General features: G+C 69.2%; 21 protein-coding genes. 11 read left to right on the top strand and 10 right to left on the bottom strand.

Features of this window, described 5'->3' with window-relative positions; translation table 11 throughout:
* Nucleotides 1-88: 88 nt before the first annotated feature.
* From OG247_RS04355 to OG247_RS04345, 3 genes are read left to right on the top strand one after another with little or no spacing between them, the layout of a single operon-like run.
* Nucleotides 89-2,224 (top strand): ATP-binding protein, encoded by a 2,136-nt coding sequence (locus tag OG247_RS04355; protein ID WP_327250938.1) that lies wholly within the window; start codon nt 89-91, stop codon nt 2,222-2,224.
* The gene (locus OG247_RS04350; RefSeq protein ID WP_327250937.1) at nt 2,208-2,762 is read left to right on the top strand and encodes an NUDIX hydrolase; all 555 of its coding nucleotides are present in this window, start codon (nt 2,208-2,210) and stop codon (nt 2,760-2,762) included. The genes OG247_RS04355 and OG247_RS04350 overlap by 17 nt, the downstream gene beginning before the upstream one ends.
* A gap of 22 nt (nt 2,763-2,784) precedes the next feature.
* Complete coding sequence (locus OG247_RS04345; RefSeq protein WP_327250936.1) at nt 2,785-3,984, top strand: phosphomethylpyrimidine synthase ThiC; 1,200 nt, start codon at nt 2,785-2,787, stop codon at nt 3,982-3,984.
* A gap of 73 nt (nt 3,985-4,057) precedes the next feature.
* On the opposite strand, the gene OG247_RS04340 is transcribed toward OG247_RS04345, so the two are convergent.
* The 8 genes from OG247_RS04340 to OG247_RS04305 all read right to left on the bottom strand — a co-directional run bounded on the left by OG247_RS04340 (nt 4,058) and on the right by OG247_RS04305 (nt 11,113).
* Nucleotides 4,058-4,456 carry a hypothetical protein gene (locus OG247_RS04340; RefSeq protein WP_327250935.1) on the bottom strand — a complete coding sequence of 133 codons (399 nt, stop codon included), beginning with the start codon at nt 4,454-4,456 and terminating at the stop codon, nt 4,058-4,060.
* Between the two features lie 77 nt (nt 4,457-4,533).
* Entirely contained in the window at nt 4,534-4,863 is a 330-nt protein-coding gene (locus tag OG247_RS04335) for a hypothetical protein (RefSeq protein WP_327250934.1), read from the bottom strand.
* Nucleotides 4,860-5,315: a CHAT domain-containing protein gene (locus OG247_RS04330; RefSeq protein WP_327250933.1), complete on the bottom strand. Its 456-nt coding sequence runs from the start codon at nt 5,313-5,315 to the stop codon at nt 4,860-4,862. Before OG247_RS04330 ends, OG247_RS04335 begins: the two co-directional genes overlap by 4 nt.
* On the bottom strand, nt 5,264-6,424 hold the full coding sequence (locus OG247_RS04325; protein ID WP_327250932.1) for a hypothetical protein: 1,161 nt from the start codon (nt 6,422-6,424) through the stop codon (nt 5,264-5,266). The genes OG247_RS04330 and OG247_RS04325 overlap by 52 nt, the downstream gene beginning before the upstream one ends.
* Before the next feature lie 120 nt (nt 6,425-6,544).
* Nucleotides 6,545-7,654 carry an alpha/beta hydrolase gene (locus OG247_RS04320; RefSeq protein WP_327250931.1) on the bottom strand — a complete coding sequence of 370 codons (1,110 nt, stop codon included), beginning with the start codon at nt 7,652-7,654 and terminating at the stop codon, nt 6,545-6,547.
* A gap of 56 nt (nt 7,655-7,710) precedes the next feature.
* Nucleotides 7,711-8,685: a serine hydrolase domain-containing protein gene (locus OG247_RS04315; RefSeq protein ID WP_327250930.1), complete on the bottom strand. Its 975-nt coding sequence runs from the start codon at nt 8,683-8,685 to the stop codon at nt 7,711-7,713.
* A 313-nt stretch (nt 8,686-8,998) separates the two neighbouring features.
* On the bottom strand, nt 8,999-9,469 hold the full coding sequence (locus tag OG247_RS04310) for an RICIN domain-containing protein (protein ID WP_327250929.1): 471 nt from the start codon (nt 9,467-9,469) through the stop codon (nt 8,999-9,001).
* Between the two features lie 204 nt (nt 9,470-9,673).
* Nucleotides 9,674-11,113: a hypothetical protein gene (locus tag OG247_RS04305; RefSeq protein ID WP_327250928.1), complete on the bottom strand. Its 1,440-nt coding sequence runs from the start codon at nt 11,111-11,113 to the stop codon at nt 9,674-9,676.
* 568 nt (nt 11,114-11,681) lie between these two features.
* Here OG247_RS04305 and OG247_RS04300 point away from each other — a divergent pair.
* The 6 genes from OG247_RS04300 (at nt 11,682) to OG247_RS04275 (ending at nt 20,509) form a co-directional block, all read left to right on the top strand.
* Complete coding sequence (locus OG247_RS04300) at nt 11,682-12,659, top strand: alpha/beta hydrolase-fold protein (RefSeq protein WP_327250927.1); 978 nt, start codon at nt 11,682-11,684, stop codon at nt 12,657-12,659.
* A 23-nt stretch (nt 12,660-12,682) separates the two neighbouring features.
* Nucleotides 12,683-14,236, top strand: coding sequence for a peptidoglycan DD-metalloendopeptidase family protein (locus tag OG247_RS04295; protein WP_327250926.1), 1,554 nt, complete (start codon nt 12,683-12,685; stop codon nt 14,234-14,236).
* Between the two features lie 98 nt (nt 14,237-14,334).
* The gene (locus OG247_RS04290; RefSeq protein ID WP_327250925.1) at nt 14,335-15,723 is read left to right on the top strand and encodes a hypothetical protein; all 1,389 of its coding nucleotides are present in this window, start codon (nt 14,335-14,337) and stop codon (nt 15,721-15,723) included.
* Nucleotides 15,724-15,751: 28 nt separating this feature from the next.
* The gene (locus OG247_RS04285) at nt 15,752-17,779 is read left to right on the top strand and encodes a family 43 glycosylhydrolase (protein WP_327250924.1); all 2,028 of its coding nucleotides are present in this window, start codon (nt 15,752-15,754) and stop codon (nt 17,777-17,779) included.
* A 484-nt stretch (nt 17,780-18,263) separates the two neighbouring features.
* A complete protein-coding gene (locus OG247_RS04280) occupies nt 18,264-19,073 on the top strand; it encodes a serine/threonine protein kinase (RefSeq protein ID WP_327250923.1) in 810 nt (269 codons plus the stop codon).
* On the top strand, nt 19,070-20,509 hold the full coding sequence (locus OG247_RS04275) for a serine/threonine-protein kinase (protein ID WP_327250922.1): 1,440 nt from the start codon (nt 19,070-19,072) through the stop codon (nt 20,507-20,509). The genes OG247_RS04280 and OG247_RS04275 overlap by 4 nt, the downstream gene beginning before the upstream one ends.
* A gap of 43 nt (nt 20,510-20,552) precedes the next feature.
* Here the strand turns inward: OG247_RS04275 and OG247_RS04270 are convergent, their stop codons facing one another.
* Nucleotides 20,553-22,022 (bottom strand): carboxylesterase/lipase family protein, encoded by a 1,470-nt coding sequence (locus tag OG247_RS04270; protein ID WP_327250921.1) that lies wholly within the window; start codon nt 22,020-22,022, stop codon nt 20,553-20,555.
* A 147-nt stretch (nt 22,023-22,169) separates the two neighbouring features.
* Here OG247_RS04270 and OG247_RS04265 point away from each other — a divergent pair, with 147 nt between their 5' ends.
* Entirely contained in the window at nt 22,170-23,018 is an 849-nt protein-coding gene (locus OG247_RS04265) for an MBL fold metallo-hydrolase (RefSeq protein WP_327250920.1), read from the top strand.
* 30 nt (nt 23,019-23,048) lie between these two features.
* Here the strand turns inward: OG247_RS04265 and OG247_RS04260 are convergent, their stop codons facing one another.
* Nucleotides 23,049-24,374 carry a M20/M25/M40 family metallo-hydrolase gene (locus OG247_RS04260; RefSeq protein WP_327250919.1) on the bottom strand — a complete coding sequence of 442 codons (1,326 nt, stop codon included), beginning with the start codon at nt 24,372-24,374 and terminating at the stop codon, nt 23,049-23,051.
* A 155-nt stretch (nt 24,375-24,529) separates the two neighbouring features.
* Between OG247_RS04260 and OG247_RS04255 the strand changes: the two genes are divergently transcribed.
* On the top strand, nt 24,530-25,384 hold the full coding sequence (locus tag OG247_RS04255) for a class I SAM-dependent methyltransferase (protein WP_327250918.1): 855 nt from the start codon (nt 24,530-24,532) through the stop codon (nt 25,382-25,384).
* Nucleotides 25,385-25,408: the final 24 nt, after the last annotated feature.

The raw sequence follows: 25,408 nt of genomic DNA, 5'->3' as shown, positions 1-25,408 counted from the left end.
GGTGGCTGTGGTGGCCGGCCGGGGGACGCGGGGTGATCTTGTGGATGCAGGACCTTCATCGCATGACGCCGCATGTCCGGACCAGACCGTGCGCAACGAGGCGGGCGGCACGGTCCTCGGGCACTTGGTTCAAGTGGGCACCCTTCATGGCGATATCGCCATCCGTGAGTCGCCGCGCGTGCAGGTCGTCCCACGGCAAGTACCGCCGGCCAACCCGCGCTTCACCGGGCGGGCGAACGAGCAAGAGGCGATGTCAGGAGTGTGGGCCGGCCGAGAGGCCCGGCTCGGTGGAACTCCGGCCATCGTGGCCATCGACGGGATGGCCGGAATCGGCAAGACCAGTCTTGCTGTCCATTGGGCTCATCGCAATGCAGCCGAATTCCCTGACGGCAGTTTCTATGTGAATCTCCGCGGTTTCGACCCGCTGCTTCCCGCGGTCGAGCCACAGAGTGCGATCAACGAACTCTTGAACTCATTGGGTGTCCTGCCACGCGAGATTCCGCCCACGTATGCCGCACAGGAATCCCTCTACCGCAGTCTGCTGGCCGACCGCAGTGCGCTCATCCTCCTCGACAACGTCTGCTCGGTCGAACAGGTCCGGCCGTTGCTTCCGGCAGCGGCCAACAGCTTGGTCGTCGTCACCAGCAGAACCGAGTTGCCCGGTCTCGTGGCCCGTTTCGGCGCAACCGTCATCAAGTTGGCGCCGCTGTCCCTCACGGAATCCGAACAGCTTCTAGGGGCCCATCTGGGCTCGGACCGGGTGGCGTCCGACCGGGCGTCAACGCGTGCGCTCGTCGACAACTGCGCGCGACTGCCGCTGGCGCTGTCGATCGTGGCGGCGCGAGCTGCCTCGAGACCCGAGTTCGGGCTGGCGGACATCGCTGAGCAACTGAACGACGAGTCCAGCCGGTTGGACTACCTGAACCTCGGCGAGATCGAGAGCGACGTACGCGCGGTCTTCTCGTGGTCCTCCGCGGGGCTGTCGGACCAAGGCGCGCTGCTGTTCCGGATGATCGGCTCGTATGCCGGTCCGGACATCAGCCTGGTCGCGGCCGCCTGCCTTGTCGGAGCCCCGAAGCCCGCCGCCCTGGGCGCCCTGGGGGAACTCACGCGGGCCAACCTGATCGAAGAGTACCGGCCCCGCCGTTACCGGCTGCACGACCTGGTGCGCGTCTACGCCGCGGAGCAGGCCGAACACGACGAACCCCGCGTCAAAGCGGCCGCGGTCAGGCGCCTGCTCGACCACTACCTCCACACGAGCGCGATGGCTGACCATCTCCTTGACCCTCCGCGGCGGATGATCAGTCTCGACCCGCTCGCGGCGGACGTCCACGTACCCGCCATGAGCCGATACGACGAGGCGCTCAGCTGGTTCGACGATGAACATCGCAACGTCCGCCACGCCGCCGAGACCTCCTCCACGCAGGGCTGTCATGGCCATACCTGGCGCCTGGCATGGGCGGCCAACACCTACTTCTACTGGCGCTCGCAATGGAGCGAGATCGTCCGCATGCAGCGGCTGGCGGTGGCGGGAGCGCGAGACCTCGGAGATTCCAAGGCCGAGGCCAAGGCGTTACGGGGCCTTGGCCGCGCGCTGACCAGGCTGGGCCAGTTCCACGAGGCCGGCTACTGGCACCGGAAAGTCCTCGACATCTGCACGGAGCTCAACGACACGGTCGGCCAGGCGACCACCCACCACGCACTGTCCTTCATGTTCGACAAGAAGGGTGATCTGGTCGCGGCGCTTCACCATGCCGAGGCCGCGTTGCCTCTGTGGCGGGCGGAGGGGAACAGGGCGCGGGAGGCCCGAGCCCTCAGTGACCTCGGGTGGGCCCATTTCCGGGCGGGCAGCGTGGAGACCGCAGTGCAGGAGTGCAGTGAGGCCCTGTCGCTCTTCACCGAGCTGGGCAATCCGCACGGCAGGACGCTGGTACTGCAGAACCTCACTCGCATCTGCATGGCCACGGGCCAACTGTCCGAGGCCGCCTCATATGCGCAGCAGCAGATAGCGCTGGAAGCGCAACTGGGCAACCAGATCTCCGAGGCAGCGGCCTGCGAATTGCTCGGTGACATCCGGTCCAGTCAGGGGCTGGACGATGAGGCGCTGGCCGCCTGGCAGGCCGGCGCACGGATACTGCGGAGCACCGGTCGCTCCGATGCCCGTACCGTCGAACAAAAAATTGAGAAGCACACGCAAAGGAACAGTCGTGGCCGTTCACAATAGTGAGATCGCTTCAACGGTACGTGAATACCTCACGCACTGGCCTGATGAGACGGAAGATCTGGCGCCCTTCACCGATGCGCTACAGGATGACGTATCGCTTTGCGGGCGGCACGCGTTCCAGGCAGGCGGGCACGTGACGTGTGGGGCAGCCGTGCTGAACACTTTTGGCGAAGTGCTGTTCATCCTCAATCGGCCGCTCGACAAGTGGCTGCTGCCGGGCGGTCACCTCGAACCCACCGACGCCTCTCTGCACGCCGCGGCGGTACGTGAGTTGGTCGAGGAGACCGGAATCCCGCAGAGCGCCATCGACGCGGAACTGAACCAACGGCGACCGCTGGACATCGGTCTTTACCATATTCCGGCGAACTCCAGGAAAGAGGAGCCGGCCCACTGGCACGCGGACTTCTGCTTCGGGTTCCTGGTGGACCGCCCCGAGCTCCATCTTCAAGTATCCGAAATCGGTGGCTTCGCATGGAAGAAGAGCTTCGACGACCTCATCCCGGGACTGACGCAGAAACTCAAAGCCATCGATCGATGACCGGCCTCACGTGAAGGACGTCATGAACCCACAGCAGCCCGCAGCATTAAGCGGCGATCCGAAGTCGGCGCGCTCCTTCGTCATCCGCAGCACAGGACACGACATTCAGGGGGCGCCTGTGGGCACCGCCTTCCCTCCCCTGCTGGACGTGATCATCGGGATCACACCGGGTGAGACGTCCGTGGAGACCGAGTTCGCGAAAGCCGAAGAGGCAGCGCGGCTCGGGGTCCGGATCGTCACGGACGTCTCGACATCCGGCGACGCCACACTGCGCCGTCAGATCGTGAAGTCGCTGCCGGTGGCCGTCCGGACGGTTCCGACCTACGACATCCACCGGGCGTTCAAAGCCGGTGAGGACGCCCGCACGGCAACGCTGCGCGTGGTGCGGGAGCACGTCAGGGACAGTGTCGACTGCATCACGATCCACGCCACCGGCACGAACGCGGGCGTGCGGGACGAGGAGGTCACCAGTCGGGTCATCCCCGTAACAAGCCGTGGCGGTGCCATGGTGAACGAGATCTCCATCCACACCGGACGGCCCAACTGCTACGAGGAGGTTTTCGACGAGATCCTGGACATCTGCGCGGAAGCACACGTCTCCATCAGCCTTGCGACGACCGCGCGACCGGGAAGCGTCGTGGACGCCCTCAGCGCGAGTCACGTCCACGAGATCCACCGGCAGGGAGAACTGGCGCGGCGCGCTCATCGGCGCGGAGTCGACGTCGTCGTCGAGCTCATGGGGCACGTACCGCTCCACCTCATAGCGGAGTACTGCGCGCTGGCGCGGACCGCGCTCGACGGCGCCCCCTTCGGCGCTCTGGGGCCCTGCGTCACCGACGTGGCCATGGGCCACGACGACGTGTCAGGAGCGATCGGCGCCGCGGTGGCCGCCATGCACGGTACGTCCTTCATCGCCTGCCTCACCGCCGGGGAACATTCACATCTGCCGACGCATGAGGAACTGTTGCAGTCGATCAGGTCATTCCAAGTGGCTCTGCACGCCGGGTGGATCGCCTTCAGCGGGGATCTTGCGCGCGACGCCGCCATGTCACGGGCCCGCAATGCCAACGACTGGCCGCGGATGGTGGAACTCTCCCTGCACCCAGAGGACTCCGAGCGCATCGTCGCCGCGGCCGGCTACCACGTCGGCCAGGTCTGCTCGATGTGCGGCAGCTCGTGCCCCATTGTCCGCACGGGCGCCGCCGTGCGCGAGCGAAGCTGAGATGCGGACCCCGCATGCCGAGAGTGTTCCATCGAATCCGCTGTAGCTCCTCCCTCATGGCCACGGGATGCGGTCAGCCGAAGTTCAGGTCACCGTTGATGATTCGGGCTTGGACCACCGGACCCTTTACCTCACCACCGCTGATGATGTTGTGCACGGAGCTCGTGTGATCAGCGGAGCGCTCTGTCAAGGCGCGCACCTGCTCAGCCATCGCCGGCTCGTGCTGCATCAGCACGAGTAGCCGTGCTTGCCACTGAGAGATGAGCTCGACGAGCCGCTCGTCGCCGCTTTGAACGGCAGCTGCGATGGCGTGCGTCTCGTCGAGCTGGGCCTCGATCGACTCCGTGCTGTTCGCCCTGCCGCTGAAGAGCGCCAGCACCCGAGCCTTGGCCGTGCTCCAGGCGTCCTGAGCCATCAGCTGCACGATTGTCGTGGCCCCTGATGCGGCCAACACTGCCAACTCTGCTTCCATGCCGCTCCCTCAACGCCGTCCGCACGCTCTGTTACCAGCAGACTACGCCGTGGGGACAGGGGATCAAGGCGGAGTCGTCAGCCCGCCTGAGGGTCGTCTCCGCCGAGAATCCCTCCGGTGAGCTGCTTGCCGCGAATGATCAGGGAGAGCGTCACGTAGAGGGCCATTCCGATGAGCAATCCGATGCTGTACCAGGCGAACATGGTGCCGTCCGCCGGGCCGTAGAGCGTCGTGACGACCCCGCCGCCGATGACACCGATCACGGTCGCCAGGTCGGTGATCGCAGCTTTGTCGGTGGTGCGCGCGAGCGTTCGGTAGGTGATGTAGCCGACGGCGACGCCGAAGCAGACCGTGCCTACCAAGACGATGGCGGACGGGTTCTGGATGGTGGTTATGGCGGTGATCATCGGTCCTCCTCGGAACTGGATGCGGTAGGCCTGAGGCGGAGGTTGGCCGAACAGTAGGCGGTGTAGGAGAACCCGAGAAGGTTGCCGCGGGCGAGGAGGCGCCAGCGCATTCGGCGGACTGCTTCTCCGACTCCACTTCCTGCCGAGAAGTCGGCAAGGAAGGATTCCATCGCGCAGGACGCAGCCTGCTGTTCGACGAGCGTCTCGGTGCCCACGACGCCGGCAGCACCTGCGGCCACGAAATTGGAGACGAAGCCCGCGATCGTGGTCTGTACGAGTTCTGCGGTGTAGCAGGCGTTGAGGACTACGAGTGGACGGCGTTCGTGCCAGTGGTCCTTCGGCCATACAGTGCGTGTCCACACCGAGATGTCGTCGCTGGTCAGGGGCTGGTCCGAGAAGATCAGAGCCGGCGTACGGAGGGTGGGTCCGGTCCGTTCGCAATGGCTGAGCACGTAGACGATATCCGTCGAGTCCGGTGAGAGGGCGTGGAGCAGTTCCCTGGCTTCTGGAAGCCGAACGGGCAGAGCAGGGCGGGCCGGTCGGGGCTCCCCATGGCCTGGTCGTGCTGGCCCTGGTGAGGGCAGAGGGCGGGCGGAGGCCAGGAGCCGTCGCCCCCTGGACCGTACTCGTCCACGGACGGACAGTACTGAAGTCGCTTGTCGGGGTTCTCCATCGGGAGCTCGTAGAGGACCTGCCAGGGGACCGCAAAGGGCCGTTGAACCGTTCGGGCGATCTGAATGATCGGGGCCGGTCGCGAACCCGTGCCTCGTGCTGGAGCAACGGTGTCAGTTGTCCCGACGCCGGCACCCGGACCTTCGAGGACCGACAACTCGACGATCTGTTTGTGCACGGCGGCAGCTCCGACGTAGATCAGCACCTCAAGGGTGATCAGCCCCGGGGTCGACTGGCCCGGGATCGTGAACTGCGCTAGATCGTGATGGCTGTCCGCGCAGGCTCGGTGGTCCAGGGAGCCCCAGCGGGTGTCGTCCGGTAGTTCGTCCGCGGCAGGGCATGTGAAGGCCGGTCCGCGTTCGGGGAGGTACAGGCGCCCGTGCTGGCGGTTCCGGCCCGGACGGTCGGCCGCCTCCACAAGGATGTCGAGCCGCCGGCCGCGTCGATCCAGCACCTCGTCGGGATAGGAGGCGTCACCTTCGAGGAGGCTGTCGGCTCTTCGTGGCCCGATCCCGATTCCGAGCCTGTGGCCGGTACCCGGTTCGAGCAATTCCCCGGACCTGACGGTCGCACCATCCCTGACGCGCTGGACGACTGTGTTGACACACCGCTGCGGGGTCTCGGCCGGCGAGGAGGTGTTGTCCAGCCCGAGAGGCAGGTCTTCGGCGTAGCGCACGTACCCGGTCTCGCCCAGTTGCACGTCGTCACTGGCGAGTGCGAGAACCCCAGGTGCGTTCCAGGTGTCGGCGATGGCAACGGCCCAGTCCCGGTCATCTGAACGCGACCCGGTTCGGCCTTCGATGACTACGACCTCCGGACTGTAGTAGTCGATATCGCGGCGTACTCGGTCGATGTCTGCGGGATCGAAGGAGCTGATCGGCTGGGTCATCACGGCACTACTCGGCAGGTGCAGACGGCCCTCAGGAACTCCGTGCTGGTTCGGTGCTGACCTGGAATCCCAGGTCAGCACCCCTCCCCACCCATGCGCGGGTTGGCTGAGCCGGGGGCTTCAGCCGGTCTGGGCGAACTCGTTCGCGAGGCGGGGGATGTAGTCGGCGAGGGCCGGGGCCCAGCAGGCGTAGGCGTGGTCGCCCTTGCAGGTGGGCGACAGGGCGGAGCCGTTGCCGTAGTTGACGAAGCGGTTCGGGATGCCCAGTTGGTTCAGGCGGTTCGCGACGTTGGTGGAGGCGACCGCCGTCTTGGCGTCGATCGGACCCTGGTCGCCGGTATAGAGGGTGACGCCGGTGTTGGCGAGCTTGCCCAGGTTGGCGAGCGAGGCGGGGTTGACCTCGTTCCAGATCCGGTCGTTGAAGATCGGGTACGGCGAGCCGAAGATCGCGTCGCTGTCCACCACCGGCCCGTAGCCGGTGCAGTTGCCGGTACCCGAGGTCGTGGAGGCGCACCAGGCGCCGGTCAGGTTGAGCTCCGTGGCCAGCACCGCGGCACGGACCTCCCACAGGCCGAAGTCGATGCCCCCGGACAAGGAGGCGACGCGCCCGAACAGGTCGGGGCGGGCCTGGGCGTAGTGCAGGGCCCCGAAGCCGCCCATGGACAGGCCGACGACCGCGCGGTGGCCGCGGTCGGGCAGGGTCCGCAGGTTGGCGTCGATGAAGGGGACCACCTGCAGGAGGTGGAAGGTCTCCCAGTTCGCGGCACCCTCGGCGGTGTTCTGCATGCGCCAGTTCGCGTACCAGCCCTTCAGGCCGCCGTCCGGTACGACGGTGATCATCCGGTCGTCCCGCAGGGCCGGGGCCGCGGCGGCGTCGTTCACGGTGCCGCCACCGCCGTGCAGGAAGTACGTCACCGGCCAGCGCTTGCCCGGCTCGGCGTAGTAGCCGCTCGGCAGGAAGACGCGTACCTTGTGCCGGCCGGAGAGCTGCGGCGTGGTGACGGTGAGGGTGAAGTCGGTCTCGGAGCGCACCTCGGTGGCTCCGGCGACCTGGATCAGACCCTGCCCGTCCGTGAAGGCCGGGATCGTGGGGGTGTCGCCGACGCCGACGGCGTGGGCCGCGGAGCCGGTGAGGGCGGTCGCCGCGACCGCCGCCACGGCGGCGGCGGTCAGCGCGGTGGCCCGGAGCGCGGCGCGGAGGCCGGCCGCGCCGGTGAGCAGGGATCGCACGGTGGTTCTCCTTTCTGTGAGGCTGGTCTTGTGGCGGCCTGGGGGCAGGGGCAGGGTCAGGACGGCGTCTCGCACAGGGCGCTGGTCAGGGTTTTGTACATCTGCGCGCCCGGGATGTTGGTGACGAGATGCGCGTTGGTCATGACGGAGGCGTGCCGCCCGTCCTCGGTCACGAGCGTCTGCGAGTAGTAGCCGGGGACGGCTCCGTCGTGTCCCCAGGCCGTGCCGCCGCAGGGCAGGGCGATCTTCAGCATCCCGAGGCCGTAGCCGTTCCCCGAGCCGGGCTGCCCGAGCTCGAAGGTCTTCTCCATCTCGGTGAGGTTCGCGGGCGAGAGCGCCGTGCCGTCGACGATCGCCTGGTAGAAGGCGGTCATGTCCCGCAGCGTGGAGATGACGGCGCCGGAGGCGTAGAAGGTGGACGGTTCGAACGCCGTCCCGTCCAACCAGAAGAAGAACGAGCCGATCCGGGTGCCCCGGTAGCCGTGGATCGCCGGGCTCGGCACGGCGCGGTCCGTGGGGGCGGGGAAGCGGGTGTGGGCCAGGCCGAGCGGCTGGATCACCTGCTGGGTGACGGCCTGGTGCACGGGCAGGCCGGTGATCTTCTCGATCAGCATGCCGAGGATCTCGTAGTTGGTGTTCGAGTACTGGAAGGCGGCGCCCGGCTGGGAGGCCGGGGCGAAGCGCAGCCCGTCCTTCACCAGGGCCGCGAGCGTGTACGAGCCGTCCGGGCGGGCCTGCGCGAGCGGGAGGCCGTTCACCGGTATGCCGCTGGTGTGCTGGAGGAGGTGCCGGATGGTGATCCGGTTCCCGTCGTAGCCGTTGACGGAGACCACGCCGGGCAGGTGCTGCTCGATGGGGTCGTCGAGGCCGATCCCGTTCGCCTCCGTGAGCTTCAGTACGGCGACGGCTGTGAAGGTCTTCGACTGGCTTCCGACGCGGTAGTACTCGTCCGGGCCGATCGGATCGTTGGTGTTGATGGTGGCCGTGCCGGTGGAGAGGTTCCACGAGGCGTCGCGGGTCCCCGCGTACACGCCCGCCCGGGACCGCCGCCCGCCTTCAGCTCGTTCAGGGCCGCGAGCGTGGCGGAGTGGTCCGCGGTCGCCTGGGCCTGGGCCGGGGTCTGCGCCTGGGCCCGTGCCTGTGCGGCCGTGGGCACCGCCAGGAGCGCACCGGCCACACCGAGGACGAGCGAGAACCGTAACGCGGTCAGCTTCAACTTCATCGAACCTGCTCCTCGTGGAGGGAATCGGCTGCCGGAATTACCGGAATTACCGGAACTACCGGAAGGGAAGGGGGGAAGGGGAAGGGGAAGAGGAAGGGCTTCGACGTACGTCGCCACCGGTCTCAGGACCAGCTCTGGTACGGAAGGCTGTTGCACGTCCAGGTACGGAGGCCCTGGGAGCTGTCGTCGATGCAGCGCGAGGTGTGCTGGTTCTGGAAGCGGACGGTGCCGTCGTCCCAGACCTTGATCCACCAGCTCTGCTCCGGGCTGGAGTTGCAGGCCGCGGTGTGGAAGCCGCTGTTGGTGTTCTCGATGCAGCGGCCGGTGTTGATGTTCATCAACTGGCGCGTCCCGTCACCCCAGACGTGCACGCTCCACCGCTGCGGATTCGAGCCGTTGCAGCTCCAGGCGCGGAAGCCGTTGTTGGTATCGTCCAGGCACAGGCCCGTGGCCTGGTTCTGGAAGGACTGGACGGCGTCGTACGTCCTCGCCTGGCCGGCCGGGCCGGAGGTGGCGGCCAGGGCGCCGGTCGCCGGGGTGAGGGAGGCGAGGGCGAGGGCCCCGCTGAGCAGAAGCGTTGTCGTGACGCGCATGTGATCCGTCGTCTCCTTCGTGTCCGTGGGACTGGATGGGCCACGAACAAACTAGGAGTCGAGGGAGGGGGCAGGGCACCCGGAACCATCCGGAGTGACAGGGCACCAGGGGTACCTACCGGCCGGCAGTGAACCGGAGCGCATGAAGCGAAGAGTGCGGGGCCGGAGCTACAGGCGCTGCCCCGGCCCCGCCGCCCACCACTGTCAGTTGATCGCGGGGCCGGGGCCGTTGAGCCACGCCCACTGGGCCCAGTCGGAGAAGCCGGTCTGCCAGGTGTGGTAGACGCCCGCATGGCTGGTCCCGAAGACCTCGATGCGGCCGTCGGCGTTGGTTGCGGCGGTGATGTCCGTGCCCCCGGTGCCGATGGTGACCCAGTCGCCGAAGGGGGCGTTGATCCCGCTCTGCCAAGCGTGGACGGCGATCTCATTGCTGATCGCGAAGACCTCCACCCGGCCGTCGGCGGTGCGCTCGCTGGTGAGCTTCGAGTTGGCCGGGCCGCCGGTTCTCACCCAGCCCGACCAGGATGTTGGGCTTTCCTGGTATCGGTGGAAAATGGCCTCCGGTCCGGAGGCGAATACCTCAAGACGCCCGTCGGCATTGTGGTCCACCGTCAGATCGTGGCCGCCCCCTCCGAAATGTTCCCACGCGGACCAGCCACCGTTGGGAGAGAGCTGGTACTGGTGCTCGAAAACCGTGCCGTTGAGAGCGAATACCTCGAGGCGCCCATCGGGGGACTTCGCCATTTCCAGACGGGCGTCGACGGGACCACCACCGGTGAACTCCCAGCCCGACCAGCCGGCGTTCGGCGCGGTCTGGTATCTGTGGTACACGCCCTTCGGGCCGGAGGCGAAGACCTCGATACGGCCGTCGGCATTCGTTCCGGCGGCGATATACCGACCACCGGTACCGAATCCCTGCCAGCCGGACCAGTCCCCGGACGGGCCGGTCTGATAGATGTGCTGGGCGGTATCGCCGTTGATCGCCAGCAGCTCCAGCCGACCGTCGGCGTTGGGCACGATCGCCATCTGCGCGTTCCGCGGACCGCCGAGCGGCCGCCAGGCCGACCAGCCGCCGTTCACCTCGGTCTGCCAGGCGTGGTACACCCCGTCAGCTCCGGCCGCGAAGGCCTCCAGCCGGCCGTCGGCCGACCGTGCCGAAACCACGCGGCCCGTCTCGGCCGGGCTGGCGGCGTGGTGGGAAGGAGCCTCGGCAACCCTCTTGTAGCGGTACGGAGCGGCGGTGAACAGGCCGCCGCTCGTGGTGTAGTTGATCGGCCGCTCATATCTGACGGACCCCGCCCCACCCATCTCCTCCATGGTGAAGAAGCGCGTGTGCTCGCGGTTGGCCCAGCCGGCGAACAGTACGACATGTCCCGCGTCGCCGCCGGTTCCCGGCCCGAGAGTGCCGACGGCGTCACCGGGCTTCAGATCCTCCCAGGCGATCAGGTCCAGGAACTCGGGCAGGGTGACCGTACTGGGGGACGAGGGCAAGTGCAGTGCCATGGAGACGAAGCCCGAGCAGTCGGTGCGGTAATGCCTGCCTTCCAGGTCCGGGTGGGAGTCGCCCTGGTTGTAGTAGACGTTCAGATCCACCCAGTTCTGGGCGCGGAGCAAGATCTCGTCGCGGGTGATCGGGCCGCCCACGTCCGACTGGACGGTCCGGGCGGAGCGGAGACCGATGCCGTTTCCGGCGGCACTGGCCCCGGATCCCGTCGCGAGGACGTTTGCGCCTGCGAGGGATATCGCAGCCGAAAGTCCACCGGCGGCTCTGAGAAGCGCTCTGCGGGAGGGATGGTGTGCGCTCACATCGGGCTCCTGGTCGGTAGCGGTACGAGGCACTTACGGAAATGGGGACCCGCCGCGGTCGCGCCGGGTCACAGCGTGATCGCGCCGAAAGCTACCGAGAGGGACACGGCCCGAGGATCCGGAGAATTACGGATGGTCACCCGCGGCCCCTCCCGCTAAGGCTCGCGACGCTTTGCCCCTCAGGCCCGCCGTATCTAGCGATCGGCAGCCACGGCTCGATGAACTTCCACTGAGCATCGGCGAGTTGCGGTCACGTCATCACACAGGCCCTAGAGGACGCGAGCTGGTTCTGTCAGTCCGTAAGGTTCCGGATACTCCTCCCGGGCGGGGCTCGCTAGCTTCCAAACCGCCGGTGCCGCTGGGGCGGCAGCCGGGTCACCAGCCAGCTCGCCCACAGGAGGTCACCTTGACCACGCAGGACCCCACCCGCAGGAGCATCCTCAAGTCCGCCGGCGGGCTCACCGCCGCGGTGGCCCTGGGAGCCGGCGGCGTTCTCGCGTCGGCGTCGGCGGCGTCGGCGGCCGACGACCTGCGCGTCACGGAACGCAACGAGCAGGATCACCGGATGTGGTACTACCGGTTCCAGACCTCCGCCATCGGCGGCTGGACCCCGGCCGTCAACGTGCTGCTCCCCGACGGCTACCACACCAGCGGGCGCCGCTACCCCGTCCTCTACCTGCTCCACGGTGGCCTGGAGGACTTCATCACCTTCGACGCGCACCACGACATCCGGGGTCTGACGGCCTGGAAGAACCTCATCGTCGTGATGCCCGACGGTGGGCGCGCCGGCTGGTACTCCAACGCTTTGAGCTCCAATATCGGCGCCCGGAACTGGGAGCACTTCCACATCGGGCAGCTGATCCCGTGGATCGACGCGAACTTCCGCACCTACGCCGAGTACGACGGCCGCGCCGTCTCCGGGTTCTCCATGGGCGGCTTCGGTGCCCTGAAGTACGCGGCCAAGTACTACGGGCACTTCGCCTCGGTCAGCGCCCACTCCGGCCCGGCCAACCTGCGCGGGGGCAATGGTGACCTGGTGACCCACTGGGCCAACGCCTCCTCCGCCGCTGTGGAACTGAACGGAGGGAGCATCTACGGCGTGCCCTTCTGGGACCAGGCCCGGGTCAGCGCGGACAACCCGTGCGAGCGCATCGAGAGCTACCGGCACAAGCGGGTCTTCCTGGTCGCCGGCACCAGCCCCCAGGACATCCAGGGTTACGCCAACGAGACCCTGGTGCTCGCCACCCAGCGGGAGTTCAAGTGGAACCTCGACCGCGCGGGCATCCCCTACGAGCAACACGAGGTGGACGGCGGCCACTGGGTGCGCCGGAATCTGCTGCAGGACGACATCAACGGCGTCATCGACCGCCTGCGCAAGGCGTGACGGGGGGACCTCGCGTGATGTCCGTGTCTACCCGAGGCACGTCCGGGCAGTTGCCCGGGCGGGTGCTCGGGATTCTTCTCGCGCTGACCGTGATCCTCGCACCGGGGCTCGCCGTCGCCTCACCGGCCGGGGCGCAGACCGCTTCCTCCCCGGTCCCGGCCGGGGCCGCCGGTTTCGCCGCCGCCTGCCCGGCCGCCGGTGACATCACCCAGTACTACAGCTGGGAGCACAACGGCATCGACATCGCCAACGACCGCGGCACCCCGATCTACGCGGTCGGTGACGGCGAGGTGACCATCTCGGGATACGAACCCGGCTACGGGCAGTGGATCCGCATCCTCCACCCCGACGGCACCATCACCGAGTACGGCCACATGTACCGGCGGGACGTCCAGGAGGGCGACCGTGTGAGCGCCGGGCAGCAGATCGCGCTGATGGGCAGCGAGGGCCAGTCCAGCGGGCCCCATCTCCACCTTCGGGTCTGGGGGAACGCGGGCGCGTCCGTGCGCGTCGACCCGATTCCCTACCTGGCGGAACGTGGCATCGACATGCCCTGCGTACCCGGCAACCCTCCTGGTCCTGCGCCGTTGGTGTATCCGGCGGAGTCGGGTCGTGTGGTGTCGGCGCGGTCGGTGGATGGGCGTCTTGAGGTGTTCGCGGCCGGGGCGGATGGTGTGCATCATGCCTGGCAGGAGAGCGCCAACGGTGCTTGGTCGGCGTGGGAGTTCATTGCGGGGCCCAAGGGTGCGGAGTTGGCGATCGGGCCGAACGCGGACGGCCGGCTTGAGCTGTTCGCGATCAATGGGCAGGTTCTTCAGCACCGTTATCAGAACCAGCCTTCGGGTGGTTGGTCGGGCTGGGAGAACTTCGGCGAGGGTGGTCGTGACGTCGCCGTGGGTTCCAATGGCGATGGGCGGCTTGAGGTCTTCGCTTCCGGTCCCGAGAACGTGTTCCACCGGTTCCAGACGGCCGCGAACGGTGGCTGGTCGGGCTGGGAGGGGACGGGCGTTGGCCCGGGGAAGAGCCGTATCGAGATGGCCAAGGCGCCGGACGGCCGGCTTGAGGTGTTCGCCCTGAACGGTGAGGTCTTCCGGCATCTGTACCAGGAGTCCGTGAATGGTGGTTGGTCGGCGTGGGAGGACTTCGGTATCGGTGGTCGTGATGTGACGGTCGATCACAATCTGGACGGGCGTCTTGAGGTGTTCGCTTCCGGGCCGGTCGGTGTCTTCCATCGGTATCAGACCGGCCCGACGAGTTGGTCGGGCTGGGAGGAGACCGGTGGTCTTGCGAACTCGCAGTTGACGAGTCAGCGCGCGGTGGACGGGCGGGTCGAGGTGTTCGCGATCAACGGGAGTGACGCCCAGCACATGTGGCAGACGGGGGTGAACGCCTCGTATCACCCGTGGGAGTCCTTCGGTGGTGGTGGCACGGAGATCACCGCCGTGGCCAACGCCGACGGCCGGATCGAGGTCTTCGGGACCAATCCCACCGGGGTCTACCACCGTTGGCAGACCGACTTCTCCACCTGGTCCCCGTGGGGCTGGCTCAAAGACACCGCCGGACCGGCAATCGACTGAGGAGACGGCAGATGAGAGCCACACAGTGCGCTCGAAGGAGAGCGCCCCACCGCGTCATTCTGTCCGCGTTCGTCTCCCTGTGCGTGGCGGCGGGAATCATGGGCGGCGTCACGCAGCCGGCCTCCGCCGCCGCCGCGAGCGATCTGTGTGCGGAGGTCGGGTACAACGCGGGCTTCCGGGGCGAGAGCCTGGTAACCGCCGTCGCCGTCGCCCTGGCGGAGTCCAGCTGCAATCCGCAGGCGTACAACGTCACGAACAACACGCCCCCGTCCACCGACCGTGGTCTGTGGCAGATCAACGACTACTGGCACGCCGAAGTCAGCGACGCCTGTGCCTACGACGCGCAGTGCAATGCGAACGAGACCTTCCGGATATCCTCCGGGGGCACGGACTGGAGCCCTTGGTCCACCTACAACCAGAGCCACCATCAGCGGCACATGGCCACGGCGCGCGCCGCCGTGGACCGTCTTGGTCACCCCGGGCCTGGTCCTGCGCCGTTGGTGTATCCCGCGGAGTCGGGTCGTGTGGTGTCGGCGCGGTCGGTGGACGGGCGTCTTGAGGTGTTCGCGGCGGGCATTGATGGTGTGCATCATGCTTGGCAGGAGAGCGTCAACGGTGCCTGGTCGGCTTGGGAGTTCATTGCGGGGCCCCAGGGCGCGGAGCTGGCGATCGGGCCGAATGCCGATGGCCGGCTGGAGGTGTTCGCGATCAACGGGCAGGTTCTTCAGCACCGTTATCAGAATCAGCCGTCGGGTGGTTGGTCGGGCTGGGAGAACTTCGGCGAGGGTGGTCGTGACGTCGCCGTGGGTTCCAATGGCGATGGGCGGCTTGAGGTCTTCGCTTCCGGTCCCGAGAACGTGTTCCACCGGTTCCAGACGGCTCCCAACGGTGGTTGGTCGGGCTGGGAGGGCACTGGCGGTGGCCCTGGGAAGAGCCGTATCGAGCTGGCGAAGGCGTCCGACGGCCGGCTTGAGGTGTTCGCTCTCAATGGCGAGGTCTTCCAGCATCTGTACCAGGAGTCCGTGAATGGTGGCTGGTCTGCCTGGGAGGACTTCGGTATCGGTGGTCATGACCTGACGGTGGATCACAACCTGGACGGCCGGCTCGAGGTGTTCGCTTCCGGGCCCGTCGGCGTCTTCCACAGATACCAGACCAGCCCGACCGGTTGGTCGGGTTGGGAGGACACCGGTGGTCTTGCGAACTCGCAGTTGACGAGTCAGCGCACGGTGGACGGACGGGTCGAGGTGTTCGCGATCAACGGCAGCGAGGCCCGGCACATGTGGCAGACCGGTGTGAACGCCCCTTACCACCCCTGGGAGTCCTTCGGCGGTGGTGGCACGGAGATCACCGCCGTGGCCAACGCCGACGGCCGGATCGAGGTCTTCGGGACCAATCCCACCGGGGTCTACCACCGTTGGCAGACCGACTTCTCCACCTGGTCCCCGTGGGGCTGGCTCAAAGACACCGCCGGACCGGCAATCAACTGACGGTAAACGTTCCATCTGGAGCCTTCTCGTGCATCCGTTCAGCAGGCGCCACCTGCTGCGCGCGGCCGGAGCGGGAGCCCTCGCGCTCCCGCTCTCGGGCCGTGCCGCAGCAGCGACCTCTGCCCCAGGGACGGCGTCCCAGTGGGTGGGCGCCGGTTCCTTCACCCACGTCTACGACCCCTCCACGCCCGGCCGGCGCCGCTACCTCAACGACCACACCCTGATCCGGGCGAACGGCCGGTGGCACCTGTTCAGCATCGTCGGCAACAGCGCGGCGCCCGGCGAGGCGCCGGACAGTGCCGCGGAGGTCTCCTTCGCGCACGCCTCCGCGCCCGCCCCGTACGGCCCCTGGACCACCCACGCCGACGCGCTGACCGTCGACCCGGGCTACCACGGCGAGGAGCACCTGTGGGCCCCGCATGTCATCGAGGCCGGCGGCAGGTTCTGGATGTTCTACGCGGGCGGCGGCGCGGACGGCGCCGCGATCAGCCTCGCCACGTCGGACGATCTGTTCACCTGGACGCGCGAGCCGTCCGGCCCGCTGTTCCGCGGGATCGCGGCCCGCGACCCGATGGTGCTGCGGGCCGGCGGCCAGTGGGTCATGTACTACACGGAACTTTCGAGCCCGGGCGGCCGGCACGTCGTGGCCCACAGGCGCTCCGCCGACCTGGTGCACTGGAGCGAGCCGGGCGTCGCCTTCACCGACACGACCACGTACGCGACCGTCTCGGTCACCGAGTCGCCGTACGTCGTCGAACGGGACGGCTGGTACTACCTGTTCATCGGCCCGAGGGGCGGCTACGAGGGTACGGACGTGCTGGCGTCCCGGGATCCCTTCCACTTCGACCTCACCGGGTACGCGGGCCACGTGGCCGGTCACGCCGTGGAGGTGATCGCCGACGGGGAGGCCTGGTACGCCTGCGCCGCGGGCTGGTTCCGCCACGGGTTGCACGTGGCGCCCCTCCAGTGGCGGGACACACCACCGCCGTGGCAGAGCGCGGACAACCCGGTGGCCGCACTCGACGCCGCCGGCCGCCTCACGGTGTTCGCGCTCGACGCCGCCGACCACTCGATGCTCCGGCGCGTCCAGCTCGACCCGGACACCGACACCTGGTCGCCGTGGGAGACGTTCGGCGGGCCGGCCGGTGCGGTGCCCACGCTCGGGCGCAACGCCGGCGGCGCGCTCGAGGTGTTCTCGCTCGCCCCGGAGGGTGCCAACCTGCACCACCGGGCCGAGCGGCCGGACGGCGGCTGGTACGACTGGGAGGAGTTCGGCGGGCCGGCCGGAGCCGCCCCCGCCGTCGCCCGCGACGCCGACGGCAGACTGGAGGCGTTCGCCCTGAGCCCCGGCGGCGCGTCCGTCGCCCGGCGGCGGCAAGCGGCGTCGGGGTCCCGGGCCTGGGACCCGTGGGAGGCGGGCTTCGGCGGCGCCGCGGGCGCGCCACCGGTGGTCGCGGCCAACGCCGACGGCCGGCTCGAGGTCTTCGCCCTCGCTCCCGGCGGCGCCGGGATCTTCCACCGGTGGCAGGAGACCCCGGGTGGCGCCTGGACCCCCGCGTGGCAGCGCTTCGGCACCGCGTCCGGTGCCGCGCCGCGCGTTGCCAGGGACGGTAGCGGCCGGCTCACCGTCGCCGCGATCGGACCGTCGGGCGTGGGAACCTTCAGCCGGCGGCAGTCCGTGCCGAACGGAGGCTGGGATGCATGGCTGCCGATGTTCGGCTGGAGCGCCGCCGCCCCGGCGTTCACCGCCAACGCCGACGGCCGCCTCGAGGCGTTCTCGCTGACGCCCGGAGGTGGCCGACTCGGCCACCGTTGGCAGACCACCCCCGGTGGAAGCTGGGATTCCGGCGGGGAGTTCGGGGAGCCCGGTATCGGGCTCGCCGCCACGCCCGCCGTCGCGTCCGACCCCACCGGGCGCACGCACGTCTTCGCCGTCACCACCGACGGCCGGATGCGCACCCGCGTCCAGGATCGGCCGAGCGGCGGGTGGCGGCCGTGGACGGCCTTCGGTGACCGGGCGGTCGCACCCGTCGTATCGGGCCGTCCCGCACTGTGAACCCGGAGTGCGGATCGCGCCAAGTGAAAGGGGCGAAAGGGCGGTTTCGTGGGGCCGCGACCCTGCGGGCACGGTGACCTTCCCCACCCCGGCAGGTCCCGTACGGGACGTCCGCTACGGGGGGCGCAAGGACGGGATCCCGTACGGCCGCCCGCGGTGGCGGTATGCCGCGCTCGCTCGCCGCGGCACGACAACTTCCCCCGAACCGCTCGTCAGAGAGTCGAAAACGACCCCAAACCGCCTTCGCCGCACGAGGATCGGAGTGACCGGGACCACAGGGGGAACCGCCCGCGAGGAGAGGGCCGGAGAGCCTCCCGGCAAGGGGCTCGAGGGGGCTCGAAGGGGCTCCCGGGGCAGCCGGTGCGGACTGTCCGACCCGGCGGGCCGTCCCGGCCGAAGTGGCTGAAGTGCGCCGATGAACTCCCTTGAGAGATGAGTATTGTTCAACTCGTCGGTCCGGCACGACGCGTGGAACGGGGGAGCGGTGAGCGGGGTGGTCGTCCATCTGCCGCAGGGGTGCAGTGGCGCCGACGGCGGCGAACCGTACGGCGATGCGGTGACGTTACGGCTCGGACCGGGCGAAGTCGCCCGCTTCGGACGCGGATCCGCGAAGATCCCCGTGGAGCTCCGCCTCGCCGACGCGGCGATCTCCCGCCTCGCCGGGGAGATCCGCGTCACCGACGACCACTGGCAGTTGACGAACCACAGCACCACCCACAGCTACCTCGTGGAGAACCCGGAGGGTGCCGGGGAGTACCTGAGGGTCCCGCCCCGCCGCGTCGGGGCACCCGTGCCGTTCGAGTTCTCGCGCGTCGTGCTGCCCACCCGCAGCGACGTCCCCGTCTCCTTCCAGGTGTTCGCTCCCGATCACGTCTACCTGGACCCGGAGGCCATGGGCGCCCCCTGGGGCCGCCTCACGGTCACCGCCTACTCGCTGGACGAGACGGCCACCTACTTCCTGGTACTCCTCGCGCTCTGCGAACCGCGCCTGCGCGACCAGTCCCGCGTCGCGGTCCCCACCACGCCTCAGATCGTCGAACGGCTCAGGGGCCACGCCGCCTGCGCCACCCTGACCGCGCGAGCGGTCAGCTCGCACATCGACTACCTCGCCGAGGAGAAGCTGCGCATCGGCGCCTCGGACCCGCGCGAACCCGGCAAGGGCGACCGCCGCAACGGCAAGCGGGAGGAGATCGTCGGGCTCGCCCTGCGGTTCGGGCTCGTGCGCGAGGAGCACCTGACGCTGCTGCCACCCCTGACGGGGGCCGGCGGGCGGGAGCGGCAGACCGCGCGATGACGACGCCCCACACCCTGCGCGACATCACGGACCGCGACGGTGCGGACGTGCTCCCGCCGGGCCACCGGGTGCGAGGCTGGACGATCACCGACCTGATCGGGGCCGGAGGCTGGTCCACGGTCTACTCCGCACGGCCTGCCGACCGGCAGCCGGACCGGACCGGCCGGGCCCCCGCGCACCCGTCCGCGGCACCCGCCGACATCGCTCTCAAAATCATGCCGACCGCCGGGTACGCCCCGCGCCAGACGCGCAGGATCGTGGAGTCCGCCCGCCGGGAGGTCGAACTGGGACGCAGAGCCGGGCATGCGCGGCTGATCCGCCTCCTGGACTCCTTCGTCCTCGAGGCACCGGACCGCCCCGCCCTGGACGGCGCGATCGTGCTGGTCATGGAGCGGGCCGCGGGCAGCCTGCGGGAACTCCTCGACGCCGGGGTGGCGGAGGCCGACCGCGCCCGGCTGATCGCGGGGATCTGCGAGGGACTCGCCCACCTCCACCGGTCGGGTTGGGTCCACGCCGACCTCAAGCCGGAGAACGTCCTGCTGGACGGCAGCCGCTGCGTGAAGCTCTCGGACTTCGGGCTCGCCACCCAGATGACGGGAACGCACGGGTACGCGCCCCCCATGGGCACCTTGGACTACCTTCCGCCCGAGCGCTGGCGGGCACCCCTCGGGGAGCTGGGCGTGGAGGTACGGCCGAGTGCCGACATCTGGGCCCTGGGCATCATCATCCACGAGGTGTTCGGCTCCGGCGCCTCCCCGTTCTCCGGCGCCACACCCATGGCGCGCGGCGCCGCCGTCCAGGAGTACGGCGAAGGGCGCGCGCCGCTGCGCATGGACCAGGCCGTGCCGCCGTTCTGGCGCGAGCTCGCCGCCGACTGCCTCGCCCCGACCCACGCGGCGCGTGCCCCGCACACCGCCGAGAGTCTGCTCGCCCGCATCACCGCCGAACAGGGGGCGCGCGGGAGGGGAGCGGGACGGCTGTGGGGCCGGGCCCGCGCCGCGATCCTCACCACCGCGTTCTGCGGGATCGCCGGTACGACCCTGTGGTCGGACGCGGCACGGGCGGGCTCCTCCGCACTGGACGGCCTGGAGGCCGCGGCGGCCGGCACGATCCGGGTGTTCAATGCGGAGAAGGGCTGCCAGGAGCGGGCCGACCGGGACCCGCAGTGCAGTCTGGGCCTGGCGATCGACCCGATGCGCCAGTACACCGCGGACAACGTCGTACCGTCCCGGGTGTGGCACGGCGACGTCCTCGCGGTGGACTGCCAGTTGCCCGACGGCCGGGCCGTCATCGACGAGGCGGACCTGCAGTCCACGCGCTGGTTCCACGTCCGCCTTCCGCCCGGCTCCACACCCGCCACAGCGTGGCTTCCCGCCGTCCGCACGAGGGACCGCCCGGCGCTGCAGGGGTGTCCGCACCCCGCGACCGGGCACTGACGCTCCCGGGAGCAGCCCATGGGCCGGCCCGTCTCGCAGGTTCCTACGGGGCCCCGAAGCGCATGGTGGTGCGCGATGTCCGGTCGTACCGGTCCCAGCGCGGCATGGCCGGGTGGTTGGGGTCGCCGGTGCGGATGAACGAGATCCATGCCCGGTGCACGGTACCGGCGAGTTCGTCCCTGATCCGGGTGTCCATCCCCGCCAGGAACGGCGCGTGCGACCACTTGTCGAAATTGTCGAAGACGAACGGCAGGTCCAGGCAGTGCGGGGCACCCAGGCGGCCCTCGTGCGCGGGGGTGGGGAGAGCGAACTCGTACGTCCAGACCGGGCGGCCCCGTACGGCCCGCGCTTCCGCGAACGCCAGGGTGGGTTTCTTGAACAGCTCGTCGGTGGTCAGGTCGATGAGGACGTCGATCGGCCGGCCGTCCGGACGGGCGGCCTCGTATGCCGCGTACGCTTCGGCCGCGCCGTCACCGAAGCTGTCCCGTGCCCGCCGGAGCACCTGTTCCTTGGTCGTCGACGCGTACGCCTCGCTCAGCGCGAAGACGAAGGCGGACTCTTCCGCGGTCCAGCCGATGAGTACGTCGATGTCCCTGCCAGGGCCGTCGAGCAGGTTCTCGACCGGTTGCCGCACCGCCGTCACGCCGTCGAGCACGGGCATGAAGGGCGCGGTCCAGTGTCCCCATTCCGCGGTGGCCGCGAGGAGTCCGGCGGTGGCCTCGACCAGTCGCGGCCACGGCACCGTGCGCAGCTCGTCCACGTCCTTCGCGCCGGCGATCTGCAGATAGGCGGCGGTGCGGGCCCGGGCCTCGGCCGGTGTGGCCAGCGGCATGGCGAGCGGGACGCTCTGGAGGATGGCCCGGCGGAAGAGCCGGTCGCCACCGGCGTGGCCCGCGAGCGCGGTTGCGGAGAGGGCGCCGGCGGACTGGCCGGCGACGGTGACGTGGGCGGGATCCCCGCCGAAGGCCGCGATGTTGTCCTGCACCCAACGCAGGGCCGCGAGTTGGTCGGTGAGCCAGACGTTGCCGCACTCCTCGCCGTCCTCCGAAGCGAAGGACAGCAGGCCGAGCGGTCCGAGCCGGTAGTTGAGGTTCACCACCACCAGGTCGCCGCTCCGCGCGAACGTCTCGCCCGAGTAGTTCGGCATCGCCCCGGACCCGGAGATGAAGGCGCCGCCGTGGATCCAGACCAGGACGGGACGTCGGGCGTCGTCGATGCCGGGCGTCCACACGTTGAGTGTCAGACAGTCTTCGTCGAAGGGGGCGAAGCCGTGGCCGCCGAGGATCGGGTCGCCCTCGCGGACGGCCTGCGGTGAACCGGGGCCGAAAGCCGTCGCGTCGAGGGTGCCGCTCCATCCCGGGTGCGGCTGAGCGGGCCGCCACCGTAGGGGCCCGACGGGCGGCGCCGCGTACGGCACGCCCTTGAACACGGCCAGGTCGTCTTCGGTGGCGCCGCGGATCGCGCCCGATCGCGTGTGCACGACGGGCGCGGTGCGGTTTTGGGCGAAACCCATCCAGTGCGTCCTTCCAGGCCGGTTTCGAGGGATCGAGGGATCGAGGTGTCCAGGGATCGAGGTGTCCAGGGACCGTGAGCCGACAGGTTATTGCGTATTTCTTGCGAGCGTCAATATTGTTCTATCTATCATCAAGTGGAGGTTCGCATGACGGCGTGGCGTATCGGTACGACGGTGATTCACAAGGTGCTGGAGGCGGAAGTCACCGTGTCTCTCGCGGGGGTCCTGCGGACGGACGACACCGCGCTCCTGAAGAGGTACCCGTGGCTCGCTCCCGACTTCGGCATGGCCGACGGCACCTTTGTCCTCTCGGTCCACGGGCTGGTCGTGGACACCGGTGCACGCCGGATCCTCGTGGACACGTGCGTGGGCAACGGCCGGGCGTCGGTGCCGTTCCTGCCCATGCTGGACTCGGCATGGCTCGAAGACCTCGCCGCCCTCGGCTACCCTCCGGAGTCGATCGACACGGTGGTGTGCACCCACCTCCACTTCGACCACATCGGGTGGAACACGCGCCGGGTCGACGGGAAGTGGGTGCCGACGTTCCCCCGTGCACGCCACCTCGTCACCCGGGCGGAATGGGACCACTGGGCCAGCGACGCGGACGCCGACCTCCACGACACGATGCAGCCCCTGCTCGATGAGGGGCTGGTCGACTTCGTGGGGAACGACCACCGCGTATGTGACGGCGTACGCCTGGAAGCCGCCCCCGGGCACACCCCGGGCCAGGTCGCGGTCGTGGTCGAATCCGGCGGCGAACGAGCCGTGATCACCGGTGACCTCGTGCACCATCCGGTGCAGTTCATCGAACCGGATGTAGCCGGCCTCGCCGACACCGACGCGGCGCGGGCCGCCGCCACTCGGCGGGCGTTCGTCGACCGGTACGCCGACACGGGAACCCTCGTGATCGGCACCCATTTCCCCGCCCCCACGGCCGGCCTGCTCCGGCGCGGCGGTGACGGGGGAGTGCGGTTCGTCGTGGACGGCCTGCGCTGACCGGCAGCCGGTCACCGGTGTTCCCGCCTCTCACGTGGCCAGTCTGAGGACTGCGTCGAGCAGGCATTTCCCGCCGAACATCAGGTCGGTGATCCGGGTGTGCTCGTCAGGCGCGTGGATGAGCCGCATGATGTCCGCGTCACTCGCGGAGGGAAAGAACCCGACGACCTTGGTGTCGGGGAAGGCGCGGGCATCCGTGGCGGCCGGATTGATGTACGGCAGCACCCGCGCACCCGGTTCGTGGGCTGCGACGGTATCGCCCAGGACGCGCAGGAGCTCTGGATCGTCGTGCACGCCGTGGCTCACTCTGCCGTGCAGCAGCGACACCTCGACACGGTCACCCACCGCCTTCTGGACCTGCGCCACCCACCGATCGGGCAGTTCTCCCGGCAGGAGACGACCGTCCAGCACCACGTCGGCTTCGACGGGCACCACGTTCTGGCGCTGCCCCGCGGACAGCATGGTCGGAGTCGCGGTGTTGTGGAGCCCGGCGACGACGAACTCCCGAAGGACGGGATCGATGGGCAGAGCGTGTGCCCGGTCCCAGGTCGGGTCCTTCAGCAGCTGCTCGATCGCCGCCGCGCCCGGGCCCGGATGCAGGTCCGCCAAGGTGGTGAGCATCCGCCGCGAGGCCGGATGCAGTACCGACTCCGGTGCGAACGCCCGCAGCCTCAGCAGGGCCTCGGCCAACGTGAAGACCGCCGACTCCGAGCGCGGGACGGAGGCGTGGCCGCCGGGCCCGCGCGCGGTGACCCGCATCCGGGCGCTGCCCTTCTCGGCCACCTGGACGGTGTAGACGGGGCCGCCGGGCGTCATGAAGCGCTGGCCGCCGCCTTCGTTGAACGCGAACTCGGCCTCGACGAGGCTGCGGTGGTTCTCCCACAGCCAGTACGCCCCCAGCCTGCTGCCGGCTTCCTCGTCGGCGGTGACCACCAGCAGCACGTCCCGACGGAGCGGGGTCCGGTGTGCGGCGAGGAGTTGCATGATCAGCAGGCTCGCGGCGACTTGGCCCTTCATGTCGAGTGCCCCGCGGCCCCACACGCAGCCGTCGGCGACCTCGCCCGAGAAGGGGGGACGGCTCCATCCGCCGGGTTGGGCGCCGACCACGTCGGCATGGCCCAGCAGCATGAGCGGCGGTTCCTGACCGGTCCCGGGCAGCCGGGCGACCAGGTTGGCCCGTCCGGGTTCGGACTCCAGGATCTTGTGCGCGATACCGGAGCCCGACAGCTCGCGGGAGAGGTGGCGTGCGACGGCGATCTCATGGCCCGGAGGGTTCGAGGTATCCAGGCGGATGAGCGCGGAAAGGTGGCTGACGAGGTGTCGTTCCTGTTCGGCCCAGGAGAAGGGCAGAGGCATCGGCCGAGGTGAGGTGGACATCTGGGCTTCGGAGCCTCCGTGGCTTGACGCTGAGTGTGCCGACGGAAAGATGATTACACGTGTAACTCCCTGAAGGTGTCCAGTCGAAGAAAATCCGTACGTTCACTCGGCGGGTGCAGGGCTGGCGTGCTCCCATGACGACCGCCAACGGCTATGAGAAGCGCATTGCGGAAGCCCAACAGGCGACCATGTCGGGCTGGGACTTCAGTTGGCTGAAGGGCCGGGCGGACGGCGAGGGCCCCTCGTGGGACTACGGACAACTCGCCCGAGGCTTGCTTCCGCGCGCGCGAAGCCTCCTGGACATCGACACCGGCGGCGGCGAACTCCTCGCCTCGCTCTCCCCGCTGCCACCGCAGAGCGTGGCCACCGAGAACTGGGCGCCCAACTTCCGCCTGGCGCGGCAACGTCTCGCACCGCTGGGCGTGGAGGTCCACCGGACATCGGGATCGAACCTGCCGCCCGGCCCCTTCGACTTGATCCTCAACCGACACGGATCGCTGGATGCGGCAGGCATCCGCACGGCCCTCGCGCCGGGTGGCCGGCTCCTCACCCAGCAGGTGGGCAGCCGAAACCAGTTGGAACTGAACGAAGCCCTCGGCATCCCCTCGCCGATCGACCCCGACGGTTGGACCCTGGGTGTCGCCGTACGGGCGCTGGAAGACGCGGGCCTTCACGTGACCGCAGCACGAGAGGAGATGAGCCCCTACACCTTCTACGACATCGGGTCGCTGGTCTTTCAAGTGCGCGCCATCCCATGGCAGTTCCCCGGATTCGTGCCCGCCGAGCATGAACCGGCACTACGCCGACTCGACCGGCACCTCGGAATCACAGGCGGATTCACCGTGCACGACCACCGGTTCCTGATCGAAGCGGCGCCGGCATCTTCCGGTCCGGCTCAAGGTTTTCCGCCGTGCCGCCCGCAAGGCCCGCTTCCAGGCCCCGATCCGCTTGGCACCGCGCACGCTCCCGGCCGAGCAGCTTCCACCTGAGCGGCCGGCTCCCACGTCCGGCCC

This window comes from Streptomyces sp. NBC_01244 (assembly GCF_035987325.1).
In the GTDB taxonomy this organism is placed as follows: Bacteria; Actinomycetota; Actinomycetes; order Streptomycetales; family Streptomycetaceae; genus Streptomyces.
This window is presented reverse-complemented; position numbering and strand designations above follow the sequence as displayed.